Genomic DNA, 14,150 nt, shown 5'->3' with positions numbered 1-14,150 from the left:
CCTCCTTCGAAGCCGCGGCACCCCAAATCAGCATGTGCCCCGAGTGTGGTTACATTCCGGGGCACGGGTCAGACTGAGGCAACACGCCGCTGACAGACCTGAGAGGCAGGATACTGGCTGAAGCGGACGAATTCACCCGCGACCCGGTTTCGCCGCACGTCTTCCGGGCTATCGCACCGAAACGAAACTGCAAGCAGCGAAGATTATTGCCGGTAGGGCGACGCTGCGTGGCCTACAGTTGCTCGAAGGTCCACTTCTGGTTGTCGCCGCCGACGTAGCTGTACTGTTGGACGTTTGCGCCGTCGCTGGTCGAGGCGGCTTCAACATCCAGCGCTTTGCCGCTGTGGCGGGCCAACAGTCGGTAGCTTCCGTCGGCGTTCTCCTCGATAGCCCACTGCTGGTTCTCACCGCCGGCATAGGCGTACTGCTGGACGTTCGCGCCGTCGCTGGTCGAGGCGGCATCGACATCCAGCGCCTTGCCGCTGTGGACCGCTTCCAGTTTGTAGTAGCCGTTTCCGAGGTCGGTGACGACCCACTGCTGATTGTCGCCACCGCTGTACTCGTACTGATGGACGTTCGCGCCGTCACTGGTCGAAGCGAACTCGACATCTAGCGCCTTGCCGCTGTTGCGGTTCCGGAGGACATACGCCTCACCGGAGACGATGTCGTTTCCGTCGCTGCCGTCGGACGGGAGGATGCGCATAGCGGTCCCGCCGCCCGCGCCCATGGAGATGCTGACGCTGTCGCCAGCCGAGACGTTGTAGTCGCTGATAACGACTGCGGTCGGGTTGTTGTCCACGTCGGCCTCGGCGGCGTCGGCGTACTCGGTGACCGTCCAGCCGTCGGACTGACTCGACAGGAAATCGAGTGAGACAGTCAGGTCGCGGGCGGTGCCGTCGGTCATCGCCCCGAGGTACCACTCGTCGCCGCTCCGTTTCGCCGTCACGATGTAATCGCCAATCTGGCCGTCGACGGCGACCGTTTCGTCCCAGCTCACGGGGACGTTCTCGATGTAGTCGAACTCCGGCTCGGTGTCGTAGTTTTCGGCCGCTGCGACGCTGTCGCTGAAGTTGCTGTAGGCGGCCGGGAACGGTGCGCCAGCGCCCTGGTCGGTGACCCCAACGGTGTTGAGGTTGAAACCGCCGACATCGTTCGACCCGAGCTTGATGCCGATACGGTTCGTGCCCGCGTCGAGGTCAACAGACACTGTGTGGATATCCCAGGTGTCCCAGTAGCTCGTGAACGACGGCGCGAGCGTCTGTTCTGTGCCGTTAACGACGAGCGTTGCCTCGGGACTGCCGTTGTCCTGAACCGCTGTCGAGTTGTCTTCCTGATCGGCCGCGTAGCGCAGATGGAGGTCGTAGGTCCCGGCGCTGGGGATGTTTTTTACCGTGAACCGGACCGTCGCGCCGTCGGGCTCCCGGTTCGGGTCGACCGGGACGTAGTGCGCGCCGAAGGCGTTGCGCCATCTGTCGGCCGTAATCATGCCGTTGAGGGTGCCCGAGGGTGCCTGGACGAACTCCCCGACCTCGAAGGACTCGTCGACGTAAGCTTCCATCCGGTCGGCAGCCATCTGGATACCGCCCAGATAGTTCGGGTACATCGCGAGCTGTTTGGCGCGCGTGGTCTGAATCTGGTCGCCCTCGCTGTCGTTGAACGTGATGTCGAAGATGCCGGGCTGGTAGCTCGTCGGCCCGGCGAGCATCCGCGTGAACGGCAGGAGAACGTGGTGGTCGCGGCCGACGTTCGACCCCAGCGAGCCGAACCCGTCGTACTCTTGGGCCTTGACGACCTCGCGAGCGGCGACGTTGGGGTACGTCCTGATTTCCCCGGTCGGTTTGATACCCTCGTGAATCTCCAGCATCTGCCGGTTCGAAGCGGCTTCCTGGATAACGAGTCGGTGGTGGTTGACAGAGCGCTGGCAGTGCTGGTTGTGGCTCACCGTCGTTGAGTCGCTCGAATCACCGTACAGCCCGGGGTCGTTGACGTACCCGTTCTTGATTGAGCGAATCCCCTCGTTCTCGTAGCCACTGAAGATGCCGTCGTTCTGGATTTCGTCCTCGTAGTTGACGAGGTTCCCCGACGTCTCGTCGTGCATCGTCATCTCGACGGGGTTCGAGAGGCTGGCCCCGTAGCTGGTGACCTCGGGCACGTCGAAGTCCGGGTAGGACTCGGTCACGCCCATCTCTAGGTCGGTCCCGTCTTTGTTGGCCCCGTAGCTGCTCCACCCCTTATTCCAGCCCTCCGCGAGCACGCTGTCTATGCCGTGTTCACTGGAGAAGGCCATGTAGCGTTTCATCCGCTCGGTCCGGGCCCCGTGGATGTACTCTGCGGGGTTGTTGCCGTTGTTCTCGATTTCGCTGTCGCTCTTGTACTCCCAGTTGGCGCTTCCGGCAATCATCGTCCACCAGATGCCTGTGTACTTGCGGCCGTTCTCCAGCCAACTTGTGTCGACAGTGCCGTCGGAGTTCGTCGGGAACACGCTCCCGTCCAGTGGGTCAGCGAGCAGCGGAACCAGCTGTGATTCGACGAGGTCGCTCGGCGAGGTCCCGAGTTGGACGGTTCGCCACGGCGTGACGTGTGGGGCCGACGCCGACACCTTGTTGCCGTCCGGCAGCGGGGCCAGGTCGACGGCCATCTCTTTGCTCCCGCTGTCGGACTGTGCGGCAAGCGCCATCGTCGCGTAGTCCTCGAGGTTCGACTCGTGCACGCTGAGATACGTGCCGTCGCCGGCCTGCATCGTCACCGGCGTGTGTGCGCCGGCCCGCTTGACGTTGTTGTTGGGACTGGTGCCGTCGTCCGTCTCGATGACCTTGTCACCGGCCGGGATGGCACTCAGCGAACTCTCGGTGTACTCCTGTTCGAAGCGCGGATTCACGTACTCGTTCTCAATCCACCAGGCCGTGTAGTCGCCGCTGAAGTTGAACTCCGTCGTCTCGGAGCTAATGGTGAAATCGCCGAAGTCGCTGTCGAATGCGACCCGGAAGCCAAGCCCGTCGTTGAACACCCGCACCTCGATGTTCGCCGAGCGGCCGGGACTCGCCGTTTCCTCCAACCCCAGCCGGAGGAAATTGTAGTCCTCTGATACCGTTTCGAAGTCACCCCATTCGGGCTCCCACGTCTCCGTCTTGGTGCCGCTCTCGCTGCCCGTGACGGTGATGTCCGGTCCGGACCCGCTGACGGCCGTGCCAAACGCCGCCTGGTTCGCGAACTCGAACCCGATGGGAGACGGGTCGATGTACGTCGTCCCGCCGAACGCCACGTCGTACTGTGGGACGCCCGTGGACACGTCGACGGTCACCTCGATTGCGCCATCCGGAGACGCCACGCTCTGAACGTCGGAGTTGTCGCCGGAGGTCACCTGCGCAGCGATTCCTTCGGGAACCTCCATGGAGTAGGCTGCTGCCGCTACCAGCCCTGAGATGCCACTGAGGAAGTCTCGTCGATTCACCGAACGGTCGTGCCAATCGCCGTCAGTCATCCGGGTTGTAAATTTACAATAATCATAATAAACTTTTTTCTGGGTTAGTTGACACCCCCCGTCGGCGAGTTTAGCGTGCCGAAAATTGCCGGCTGCCAGCACGGCCCAGAGACAGAGATGTGCCGGGCGAGGACTGCGGTCGAAAACCACGATAAGTAATAGCGTCCATGAGAGATAGTTGGTCATGAGTTTGCAAGCAGATGTCGAAGCCCTCTGGGAGCGGAAACAGGACGGCCTCTCAGCGACCGACGCGACTGACGACCATCTCGACGTACTTGCGGAGTTCCTCACGGCGCTGGAAGCCGGTGAGGTCCGCGCCGCGGAGAAGTCCGGCGGCGAGTGGGAGGCAAACGCCTGGGTCAAACAGGGGATTCTGCTGAACTTCGGCCTCCGCGAGACCGTCGTTCGCGAGTACGGCAGCGTTGACTACCACGACGTGCTCCCGCTCCGGGAAACCGCGGACCTCGGCGAGCGCGGGACTCGCAACACGCCGGACGGGACGACCATCCGCCGGGGCGCGTACCTCGGCGAGGACTGTATCATGATGTCGCCCTCCTTCGTCAACATCGGGGCGTACGTCGGCGACGGCACGCTCGTCGACTCCTGTGATACCGTCGGCTCCTGCGCACAGATCGGCGAGAACGTCAAACTCGGCGCAAATACGCTTATCGGCGGCGTGCTCGAACCGGTCGAAAACGCGCCGGTTATCGTCGAGGACGAGGTGTCGCTGGGCGCTGGCTGCCGTGTCACCAGCGGGTTCGTCGTCGGCGAGGGGTCTATTGTCGGCGAGAACACGCTCCTGACACCCCGGATTCCGGTGTACGACCTCGTCGAGGATGAAGTACTGTACGGCGAACTGCCCCCGGAGCGGCGCGCGTTCCAGCGCTTCGTCGACTCCTCGGTCGGTGAGAACGACCTGATCCCCGGCGGGGCGTACAAGCCTGCTGTCGTGGCGACCGATGTGGAGGAGGAGACGCTGGAAGCGACAGAGAGAGAAGACGCGCTTCGGGAGTAGCGAGGCGCGAGCGCCTCGAACAACGAGCGGGGAACGGAGTGACCCGCGAGTAGCGAGGTTCTGAGCGAAGCGAAGAACCTCGGCGGAACGGCGACCGGAGGGAGCCGTGGAGCAGCGAGGGGTACGCGAACCGCGGCTCTCGACAGAGCAACCGTCGTGAGCCGTGAAGTATCGTCTCCGGGTGACGGTGGGTATCGTCACCGGATATGTTGCTATGGCCGCGCGAACAAGCACTCGTTACCGCGGCGTGAACAATCGTCTATATATTTGTTACCATACTACAAACCATGTCGCATGAGCCAGAGACATACCGTCTCTCGCCTCTCTGCGGTGACGAAGTACAGATGGGTCGCTGGCGGTGTGAGCGGGCTGGTCGCTGGCGTCGGCATGGGCGTCGTGTTCCACGCCGGAGCGAACCTCATGCCGTTTATCGGGGCGCTGTACGGCTGGCCGACCGTGGTCGGCGGATGGGTCGTCCACCTGTTGAACAGCGCCCTCGCCGGCCTGCTGTTCGCGTTCGTCGTTTCCCGGCCGGTGTTTCACAGCCAGATCGAGTCCGTCGGGGAGAGCGTCGCGGCCGGCGTGGTCTTCGCAGCCGCGATTGGTCTGCTCTCGACAGGGTTCTTGCTCCCAGTCTCGATGAGTGCGCTGGGGGTCCAGTCGTTCCCGGAGCCGCTGGTCCCGCTGCCAGGTATGCTCGGGAGCGTCCTCGTCGTGGCGTCGGTCGGCGTCGCCCACCTCGCCTACGGGCTGCTCCTCGGCTGGACCTACGCCGCGGCCAGGGGTCGCAGGGCTCCCGACAGCGTGGCGAGCGAGGCGTGACCGTCGTCGCAACTCCGTCAGCCGGCGTTCACGCCGCGGCGGTGTCGCCGGCGTTCTCATCAAGCGTCGTTTGCCGGCCTCCAGATGGCTCCGCGCCGCGGTTTCGGTATGACTCTTGGAGCGTGAGCGCCAGGGCACCGAGGCCGAGCAGGAACGCGACCAGTTCGAGCAGGCCGCCAAGGACTGGAATCGCGCCGAGGAGAGCGAAGCCGACGAGGCCGACGACGAGCGCGAGCCAGCGGTTTTCCCGGTCAGCGAGCGAGAGCGCCCACGACCCGATGGCGAACTGGCCGTAGACGACCGCGACCCACGCCGTGACCCCGAAGGCGACGGCACCGACGAGCGAGAGCGGGATGCCGACGATGGTGAACAGGAGGACAACGAGGACGACGGGAACGGCGACGAGTGCCAGCAGGCCGACGCCGCCGGACTTGGCCGGGCGCTCCGCGACGTGGCCGGCGACGCGCGCCGAGAACGACGGGAAGATAGCCAGTAGGATCGCGCCCAGCAGGAGGTTCACGAACAGACCGTAGACGACGCCGACCCACGACGGCAGCGCGAACTCACCGAACTCCGGACCGGCGCTGGCGCCGATGCTTTCGTCCCGGACCACACTTCCACCGACCGCGGCCTCGGGGGCGCGGGTGAACGTTGCGGCGTCGTAGCGGACATCGCCGCCGACCGACGCCGTCGGCCCGAGGACAAACTCCTCCGCGCCGGCTTGGACGGTCCCGTCGACTGTCCCGCGAAGCGCGAGGTAGCTCGCGCCCACATCGAGGTTTCCGTCGATCTGTGCCGTCTCACCGATCTCGACTGTGCCGCCGGCGACGCTCACGTCGCCGCCGACGGTGCCGTCGATACGGACGGTCCCCGCTGCAGCTTCGATGTTGCCGCCCACCTCGCCGGTCTCGGTGACGTGGACAGTACCCGCTGCGGTTGCGATGTCGCCGGTCACCGTCCCGCGGACGATGACCGTTCCGGCGACCCCCTCGACGCTGTCGTACGTCTCGTCAGGTCCGATGACTATCGTTCCACTTGCTCCCTGATACGACTGCGCGGCGACGGTACCAGTCACAGCTGAGAGCAAAACGAGCGAGACGACCGCGAGCGTCGCGACCCGGATGCCACCGCTTGAAAGTCTGGAAGACATACGGCCCGATTATATTGGAAAGATAATAAATGTAGGTTGATACTATCGGGCAACGAGAATACTACCCAAGGAGTGTGAATCGGGCTGTACCCGTCCGATCCAAGCGGTCGGTTCGAAACGCGGCGGTGTCGTCGCCAGTGGAGGAGATGACGCTGGAAACGACGAGGACAGGAGCCACACTCAAAGTGTGGCGGAAGCGCGCGAAGCACCGGAACTCAGAACGTGGGCATCGGCTGCTGGGGCTGGACCCGAGCGAGTATTTCTGTATTGACTATCCGACATTTGGGGATAGGTCGACAGTGGTTCCCGACGACGTTCTTCGGCGGTATCCCGGGCGACAGGTCGATTGTAATTTAGGACTGTGTTTGGCAGAGTGAAACCAATACTAGTTTCACTACTTCTAAAAACCGACATTTTGTAATTGCTACTGGCTACACCACCATGCAGATTTAAGTGTTAACGGCATGGAATATTGGTCGTAGATATGTCTAGTGACAGCAAGCAACAAAGCGCCACAGAGCGGAAGTCAGCGATAAAGAAGCGGCACGAACAGGCGGCAAACGAGGTGCTGCCGGATCGGCGGGAGTTGTACATCGGTGGCGAATGGGTCCAGAGCAGCGGCGGGGAGACATTCGAAACAATAGACCCGACAACCGGTGAAACGCTTGCAGAAGTGCAAGCCGGCACAGCCGAGGATATTGATAGCGCGGTTGCGGCCGCGTGGAACGCATACGATGAGACGTATAGCGAGCTATCCACAGGCGAACGTCAGGCGATGCTGGACGGTATCGCAGACGCCATTGCGGAGCGAAGCGAGGAGTTCGCAAAGCTCGAAAGTTTAGATAACGGGAAACCGATTACCGAGGCTCGGATCGATATTGACCTCGTTATCGACCACTTCCGGTATTTCGCAGGTCTCGCCCGGTCGGGCGAGGGACGGACTATTGAAACCGACGACAGCCGCCACGTCCAGACACTCCGGGAGCCGTACGGGGTTGTCGGACAGATAATCCCGTGGAACTTCCCGCTCCTGATGGCGGCCTGGAAGCTCGCGCCGGCGTTGTCGGCCGGGAACACGGTCGTACTGAAGCCCGCTGAGGAGACGCCGCTGAGTATTCTCAAACTGATGGAAATCACGGAGGACGTGATTCCTGACGGCGTCGTTAACGTCGTCACCGGGTTCGGCCCAGAAGCAGGAGAGCCACTCTCGAAACACCCTGACATCCGGAAACTAGCATTCACTGGATCGACAGAAATCGGGAGTAAAGTAATGCAAAGCGCCGCCGAAAGCATCACCGACGTGACGCTGGAGCTGGGCGGAAAAAGTCCGCTCGTTGTGTTCCCTGATGCAGACCTGGAACAGGCCGTCCAGACGACGATTACGTCGATCTTCTTTAATACTGGTGAGTGCTGCTGTGCCGGGTCACGGTTGTTCGTGCACGAAGATATCAAAGACGAATTCCTGGATGAGCTTGCGGCTGCAGCTGAGGACCTGACTGTTGACGACCCACTGCTGGAGTCGACAGACCTCGGCCCGAAAGTGACCGCGGAGCAGGTCGAGCGCACGCTGGGCTACATCGAGGAGGCAGAACGAGAGGGGGCAGCCTTCGTCACTGGGGGAAGTCAGCCGGACGACGAGGCCCTTTCGGATGGGTGCTTCGTCGCGCCGACGCTCATTGACGAGATTGACCACGACAGCAAAGCGGTCCAGGAGGAAATATTCGGCCCGGTTCAGGAAGTATTCAGCTGGAGCGAGTACGATGAGATGATCGAACTGGCTAACGATGTCGACTACGGCCTCGCAGCAGGAGTCCTCACAGAAGACCTCTCGAAGGCACACCAGTGTGCAAAAGACATCGAGGCGGGGAACATCTGGGTCAACACCTACAACGACTTCCCGGCAGGCCAGCCGTTCGGCGGATACAAACAGTCGGGAATCGGTCGAGAGATCGGGCAGGAGACAATCGACCACTACACGCAGACGAAGACGGTGAATATCTCACTCGATTGATGTGACCGTCCCGTTCCCGCAAGTCCCACCCGGACAGATCGAGGCCACCAACGTGTCCATCGCCCCCGACGGGACGAAATACATCGTCCCGTCAGGGATGCACGAGCGGCTGTACCGGGCGGTGGTGCCCGACGCTGCTGAGGGAACACTGGACCCCAAAACCGAACTGGCGCTGGCGGGGTGGGTGTCACTGCACACGGATGGGCTGACCAGACGGGTGTACATCGACGCTCCGGATGACTTCGCCGAAGCTGCCGTCGTAAAGCGGTTCGCCCGGTCACACGACGCCGAATCGATTGTCATGGCACGCCACCCAAGCGGCGACGTGACCCGCTGGCAGTCGCCAGGCGCTGTGTCCGTTACCGAACAGTGAACTCGGCAGTCAGCAGTCTGTGCTGTCGCTCAGGGTCAGTCCACCTTACTTAGTACGGCCTTGGATGGCCGCTCGCGGCTGGCAACAACGTTGTTTTCAGTCCAGCTACCGACCTGTGGCTATGGATGAGCGAATCGACCCGGACGAACTGCTCGCTGCTGTCGGCTTTGATGCGGACGAGAGCGTGCTAACGCGTCGTCAGGCGGAGGTGCTTGCGCTCCGCGAACATGATATTCGTCAGAGTGATATCGGGGAGTTGCTCGGCACGTCACGTGCGAATATTTCAAGTATCGAGCGCAATGCGAGAGAAAACGTCGAAAAAGCACGCCAGACGGTCGCCTTCGCAAACACCCTGACCGCACCCGTTTGTGTTGACATCGAGGCCGGGACCGATATCTACGATATTCCACCGACGGTGTATGCCGCCTGTGATGAGGCCGGTGTGGAGGTCAATTACGGCTCCTCGAATCTGTTGCAACTCATCGATGACGCCGTCGATGGGGCGATTCAGCAGGACACGGTGCAGGTGCCACTCCGCATCGATGTGACAAACGACGGTGTCGTACACGTTCGAGAGCAGTCGGCAGAACGCACAGAGTGACCGGGGATAGCGTCCGGCAACAGTACTGTTTGCGTGAATCGAAGTACATGGCGCACGTACCGACGCATCGTTGAGTCCCGACAGACGATTGTTGCGTGCAGCGCCGGCCCCAGCTAGGCGTCAGCCAATAGCGAGATGGCCAGTTGGGGCGCTCCGTGTATCGAAACGGAACCCTTGTTAGCCGCCGACACCGTGGTTTCCCCAATGAGCCACGACTCGCCGCCGGTCCGCCGCCTCGCGGACTGGGACCACGAGCGTCTGGAGGCGGTAGCTGCCGAGCACGGCACGCCGCTGTACGTCGTTGACCTCGACCGCGTCGCCGAGAACTACGAGCGGTTCGCCGCGGCGTTTCCCGACGCCCACGTCATGTACGCCGCGAAGGCCCACACCGGACAGGCCGTCCTGTCGAAACTGCTTGAGACAGGCGCTGACATCGAGTGTGCCGCCTGGGGGGAACTCCAGCGGGCTATCGACGCCGGCGCAGACCCGAACACGCTCCAGTACACGGCCGTCAATCCGCCGGACCGCGACCTCGACCGTGCCGTCGAACTGGCGGCAGAGCACCCCGGGCTGACGATTACGGGGGGTGCGCGGGACACCTTCGACCGCCTCGAAGAGCGGGGCTACGACGGCCGGGTCGCCATCCGCATCAATCCCGGTATCGGGACGGGCCACCACGAGAAGGTCGCCACCGGCAAGGACGCCAAGTTCGGCATTCCCTACGACGAGGTGCCCGAAGTCGCGGCCGACGTGCGCGAGCGCTTCGACCTCGTCGGCCTGCACGCCCACGCCGGCAGCGGCGTCCTTCACGACGACCTCGACGACCACTGTCGGGCCATCGGAAAGGTCGCCGACATGGGCCGAGAAGTCATCGCCGACGGCGCGGAACTGGACTTCGTCGACTTCGGCGGCGGCTTCGGCGTGCCGTACCGAGAAGACGTCGAGCCACTGGACATGGAGATTGTCGGCGAGAAGGTCCGCGAGGCGGTCGGGGACCTCGACGCGCAGGTCAAACTCGAACCCGGCCGGTACGTTGTCGCCGACGCCGAGTGCATCCTCACGGAGGTCAACACGGTCAAGGAGACGCCGGCGGCAACCGTCGTCGGCGTCGACGCCTCGCTGGCAACACTCATCCGACCGGCAATGTTCGGCTCCTACCACCCGATCCGGAACGTCACCGCGCCGGAGCGAGAGGCCGAACCGGTGTCGGTCGGCGGCCCCTGCTGTACGAGCGCCGACGTGTTCTGCACTGACCGACCGCTCGCTCGACCCGAGCGAACTGACCTGCTGGCAATCGGCAACGCCGGTGCGTACGGCTACGAACTGGCGAACCAGTTCCACTCCCAGCCACGGCCGGCAGAAGTTGCCTTCGAGGGCGGCGAGACGCGAGTCGTGCGGGAACGCGAGACGCTGGCGGACGTGACCCGCATGGAACGGTAATGGCGTTCGACATCCCATCGTTCCACCGGCGGGCCGTCGAAACGCGGTCAGACGAGCACGTCGACGACATGCGCTCGCTGCTGGTCGACACGCTGGAAGACGCCGGCGAGTACCCGGAGATAGACGACCTCGGGAACGTCGTCGTCTCGCGGGGCGACGAGGACGGAACGCATATCCTCCTCAACACGCATATCGACACCGTGCCGCCGCATCTGCCCTACGAGCGGCGGACAGAGCCGCCGGGGCCAGACGAGACTATCGACGGCACTGGCGGTGACGGGGACGGCGATATCGTCTGTGGCCGCGGAGCCTGCGACGCGAAAGGGCCGCTCGCGGCGCTCCTCGATGCGTTCCTCACCGTGACGCCCGACGACGGCCGGGTCACACTGGCGATTTCTACCGACGAGGAGACGACACAGACCGGCGGCGCACACCTCGCTGACACCATCGACGCCGACGGCTACATCGTCGGCGAGCCGACTGGCCTCGATGTGTGTACGGCCGCCCGCGGCCAGTTCGAGGGGACGGTCACCATCCACGGCGAGAGTGCCCACGCCGCCGACCCCGGCAGCGGCCACAACGCGATTCGGGCCGCCGCGCCGATACTGCAGGCGATGGAGAGTTACGAGGAAAAGAAAGGGCCGGGCGAACACGAAACGCTTGGTTACCCCATTCTCACCCCGTCGATGGTGGAGGGCGGCGAGGCGACCAATCAGGTCCCAGCCGAATGCACTATCACGTTCGACCGGCGGAGCGTCCCGCCGGAGACCAGCGAGTCATTCTGTGCGGACCTGCAGGCCCACCTCGAACAGTGGCTCCCGGAATCGATGGGCCTCACCGTGGACCTCATCCGCCCGGATACGCCGTTTCCCGAGGCGTTTGCAACCGACACCGACGCCGAACTGGTCCGCACACTGCAGGAAGCTAGCGGCGGCGCGGTCCGGCAGTTCGGGGCCGCGACAGAAGCCTCGTATTTTGCAAACAACGGGCCGACTGTGGTGTTCGGCCCCGGCGACCTGAGCGACGAAACAGGTGCTGTCGCGCACTCGAAACGCGAGTACGTCCGGCTCTCGGAAGTTCGAACCGCCGCACGAGCTGTGCGGGAGACAGTCGAACGGCTGGTCTAAGCCACGGCCTCGCCGACGGACTGGCCTACGCCGACCGCCGCTGAACGAGGTCAGAGAGCGCCGTGGTTGCGTCTTCGTCTGTCACGCTGTCAAACTCCTCGTAGTAGTCCGAAGTCGCCTGAAACGCCGCCGGTTTTAGCGGGACGACGACGTCGTCGGCCCACCGCCGCACCTCATCGAGCACGTCCGGCGGTGCGACGGGGGCAGCGGCGATAACCTCGTTCGCACCTGCCTTTCGCAGACGCTGAATTGCGACACGCATCGCCGCCCCCGTCGGAATCCCATCATCGACCAGCAGAACCCGTTTGCCGGCCACGTCAAGCGGCCCCCACGTCTCGCCGTAGTTGACCGCTCGTGACTCAACAGTGTCGCTCGCGTGCGTCTTCGCCTCCTGCACGTACTCCCAGTTCACGTCAAGGAACCGCATCATCGGGCTGTTAATCCACGAGAAGCCGCCCGGCGCGACGGCCCCAATAGTCAACTCAGGGTGGTTTGGCGCGCGTATACGTTGTATGACGATGACATCCATTGGAATTCCGGTCGCGTCAGCGACCACGTTGCCGACCGGGACGCCGTTCGGTGCGAGCGTGACAACGACATCGCCGACGACATCCCGCTGGCGCAGCGCGGCTACAAGCTGTTGCGCCGCATCCGAGCGGTCTGTGAACATACCACATTATATGGAATCGTACATCCTAATCGTTCCGGTTAGCGGTCTTCGTGGCTGACGGCCGGCTGAGCAGTCGGTCGCAGTCCTCGGTCTCAGTCCTGCGGTGCCGGCTGGTCCGACTCCTGCCCGAGGTCTAGCGTCTCCTCGACCTGCGTGTACGTCAGGACAAGTCCAACGAACGCGAGCGCGGCACCCGCGGTGAAGGGCGTACTGAACGATCCAAAGTTGTACAGCAGGCCTGACGCCAGCGGCCCAATAGCGACGCCGAGGCCGAACGCCATCGTCAGGACAGACAGCGTCGTTCCGGACCCGCGGGCACCGGCCAGATCACCGGCAAGAGCGAGCGACGGGGCAAACACCAGCGCAACGGCGATGCCCTGAACGAACCGTGCCAGGAGCATGAGCCACGGACCTGTTACAATTCCCTGTGCGAACACCGACGGGACGAGGATGACGAACCCGGCGACGATGAACGGCCGGCGTCCGAACCGGTCGCTCGCCCGCCCGATTGGCACCTGAAAGACGACGTTCGCGATGACGACGGCGGCGAACTGGACGCTGAAAAACAGGGTCGACTCATTCAGCCGCATTCGAACCGGGCCTTCGAGCGTGGCAAACAGCGCGATGGTGGACGCCATCATGAACGTGCCAACACCGAGGACGAACACCGAATCCAGCCCCTCGCCGTCCCGGTCCAGAATCGCTATCGAGAGGTCTTTTCCGGCCTCTGCCTCGAACGGCGGGTCCTGAATCAGCGCCCACACGAGGGCAAGGCTCACAACAGCGCCCAACACGGCGATAGCGAAGGCGGCGGTGAAGCCGGATATCGCGGTCCCGGCGATCCGGTAGGTCACCACGTCGTTCGCGGCGAGTCCGCCGGTGATGACGACGCCAGCGATTATCGGCCCGAAGCCGAAGCCGATGAGCCGGAAGGTGTTGAACACGCCGAAGTTCCCGCCCCGCTCGGCGTCACTCGCGGCGTAGTCGTTGACCAGCGCGACCGTCGCTGGAATCGTAAAGGCTGCGCCAAGGCCCTGAAACGCCCGCGCAGCGAGGACTGCCCAGTACGAAGAGAGGAACGGGTACGCCGCGCTCCCGATAGCGAACAGTACCAGTCCGGTAAGGACGAAAACCCGGCGCTTGCCGGTCCGGTCTGAGAGTCGCCCGGTAAACGGCTGGCCAAAACTGTTCAGCAGACCGAACAGGGAGAGCACCAGTCCGATCAGCGTCTCCGTCTGAAGCGTGAACCCGAGTATCTGCTGGCCGGCAATACCGGCGAGCGACACCTGTCCGCTGGCGATGTACAGGGGGAGAACGATGATGAGAAACGAGTTCCCCAGCGCGTCCGCCATCCGGGCGAACGCGAGCGTCAGAACCCGCGTGTCAGTGCCGAAGACCATCTATTGCCAACGAAGGCGGCCACACTCGTGATAGTTGCGTTTACCGCGGGGGGACGTGTC

11 protein-coding genes are annotated in these 14,150 nt (G+C 63.4%); 7 read left to right on the top strand and 4 right to left on the bottom strand.

Going from position 1 to position 14,150, the window contains the following annotated elements; genetic code table 11:
* Window positions 1–232: 232 nt before the first annotated feature.
* Entirely contained in the window at window positions 233–3,481 is a 3,249-nt protein-coding gene (locus tag BDK61_RS06125; protein WP_121302658.1) for a glycoside hydrolase family 97 catalytic domain-containing protein, read from the bottom strand.
* Between the two features lie 184 nt (window positions 3,482–3,665).
* Here BDK61_RS06125 and BDK61_RS06120 point away from each other — a divergent pair, with 184 nt between their 5' ends.
* Together BDK61_RS06120 and BDK61_RS06115 are read left to right on the top strand one after the other, a co-directional pair.
* Window positions 3,666–4,496 carry a 2,3,4,5-tetrahydropyridine-2,6-dicarboxylate N-succinyltransferase gene (locus tag BDK61_RS06120; protein ID WP_121302657.1) on the top strand — a complete coding sequence of 277 codons (831 nt, stop codon included), beginning with the start codon at window positions 3,666–3,668 and terminating at the stop codon, window positions 4,494–4,496.
* A 294-nt stretch (window positions 4,497–4,790) separates the two neighbouring features.
* Entirely contained in the window at window positions 4,791–5,318 is a 528-nt protein-coding gene (locus BDK61_RS06115) for a hypothetical protein (RefSeq protein ID WP_164734739.1), read from the top strand.
* Between the two features lie 28 nt (window positions 5,319–5,346).
* Here BDK61_RS06115 and BDK61_RS06110 read toward each other — a convergent pair whose 3' ends face one another.
* Window positions 5,347–6,468 carry a bactofilin family protein gene (locus BDK61_RS06110; RefSeq protein WP_121302655.1) on the bottom strand — a complete coding sequence of 374 codons (1,122 nt, stop codon included), beginning with the start codon at window positions 6,466–6,468 and terminating at the stop codon, window positions 5,347–5,349.
* 484 nt (window positions 6,469–6,952) lie between these two features.
* Here BDK61_RS06110 and BDK61_RS06105 point away from each other — a divergent pair, with 484 nt between their 5' ends.
* The 5 genes from BDK61_RS06105 to BDK61_RS06085 all read left to right on the top strand — a co-directional run bounded on the left by BDK61_RS06105 (window position 6,953) and on the right by BDK61_RS06085 (window position 12,020).
* Window positions 6,953–8,479, top strand: coding sequence for an aldehyde dehydrogenase family protein (locus BDK61_RS06105; protein WP_004962982.1), 1,527 nt, complete (start codon window positions 6,953–6,955; stop codon window positions 8,477–8,479).
* 1 nt (window position 8,480) lies between these two features.
* Complete coding sequence (locus BDK61_RS06100) at window positions 8,481–8,852, top strand: hypothetical protein (RefSeq protein ID WP_049938713.1); 372 nt, start codon at window positions 8,481–8,483, stop codon at window positions 8,850–8,852.
* Between the two features lie 121 nt (window positions 8,853–8,973).
* Window positions 8,974–9,453 (top strand): Tfx family DNA-binding protein, encoded by a 480-nt coding sequence (locus BDK61_RS06095; protein ID WP_241244078.1) that lies wholly within the window; start codon window positions 8,974–8,976, stop codon window positions 9,451–9,453.
* Window positions 9,454–9,657: 204 nt separating this feature from the next.
* Window positions 9,658–10,893, top strand: a complete 1,236-nt coding sequence (lysA, locus tag BDK61_RS06090; protein WP_121302651.1) for a diaminopimelate decarboxylase — start codon at window positions 9,658–9,660, stop codon at window positions 10,891–10,893.
* Window positions 10,893–12,020 carry a M20 family metallopeptidase gene (locus BDK61_RS06085; RefSeq protein ID WP_121302649.1) on the top strand — a complete coding sequence of 376 codons (1,128 nt, stop codon included), beginning with the start codon at window positions 10,893–10,895 and terminating at the stop codon, window positions 12,018–12,020. Before lysA ends, BDK61_RS06085 begins: the two co-directional genes overlap by 1 nt.
* A 25-nt stretch (window positions 12,021–12,045) precedes the next feature.
* Here the strand turns inward: BDK61_RS06085 and BDK61_RS06080 are convergent, their stop codons facing one another.
* Window positions 12,046–12,690, bottom strand: a complete 645-nt coding sequence (locus BDK61_RS06080) for a phosphoribosyltransferase (RefSeq protein WP_121302647.1) — start codon at window positions 12,688–12,690, stop codon at window positions 12,046–12,048.
* Between the two features lie 92 nt (window positions 12,691–12,782).
* Window positions 12,783–14,090 carry an MFS transporter gene (locus BDK61_RS06075; protein WP_004963003.1) on the bottom strand — a complete coding sequence of 436 codons (1,308 nt, stop codon included), beginning with the start codon at window positions 14,088–14,090 and terminating at the stop codon, window positions 12,783–12,785.
* Window positions 14,091–14,150: the final 60 nt, after the last annotated feature.

This window comes from Haloarcula quadrata (assembly GCF_003634715.1).
GTDB lineage: Archaea > Halobacteriota > Halobacteria > Halobacteriales > Haloarculaceae > Haloarcula > Haloarcula marismortui.
This window is presented reverse-complemented; position numbering and strand designations above follow the sequence as displayed.

Bases quoted from the DNA above. Each gene is read 5' to 3' on its own strand.
- BDK61_RS06075 (WP_004963003.1), bottom strand. From the start codon at position 14,090: ATGGTCTTCGGCACTGACACGCGGGTTCTGACGCTCGCGTTCGCCCGG.
- BDK61_RS06105 (WP_004962982.1), top strand. From the start codon at position 6,953: ATGTCTAGTGACAGCAAGCAACAAAGCGCCACAGAGCGGAAGTCAGCG.
- BDK61_RS06095 (WP_241244078.1), top strand. From the start codon at position 8,974: ATGGATGAGCGAATCGACCCGGACGAACTGCTCGCTGCTGTCGGCTTT.
- BDK61_RS06120 (WP_121302657.1), top strand. From the start codon at position 3,666: ATGAGTTTGCAAGCAGATGTCGAAGCCCTCTGGGAGCGGAAACAGGAC.
- BDK61_RS06110 (WP_121302655.1), bottom strand. From the start codon at position 6,468: ATGTCTTCCAGACTTTCAAGCGGTGGCATCCGGGTCGCGACGCTCGCG.
- BDK61_RS06085 (WP_121302649.1), top strand. From the start codon at position 10,893: ATGGCGTTCGACATCCCATCGTTCCACCGGCGGGCCGTCGAAACGCGG.
- lysA (WP_121302651.1), top strand. From the start codon at position 9,658: ATGAGCCACGACTCGCCGCCGGTCCGCCGCCTCGCGGACTGGGACCAC.
- BDK61_RS06080 (WP_121302647.1), bottom strand. From the start codon at position 12,690: ATGTTCACAGACCGCTCGGATGCGGCGCAACAGCTTGTAGCCGCGCTG.
- BDK61_RS06115 (WP_164734739.1), top strand. From the start codon at position 4,791: ATGAGCCAGAGACATACCGTCTCTCGCCTCTCTGCGGTGACGAAGTAC.
- BDK61_RS06125 (WP_121302658.1), bottom strand. From the start codon at position 3,481: ATGACTGACGGCGATTGGCACGACCGTTCGGTGAATCGACGAGACTTC.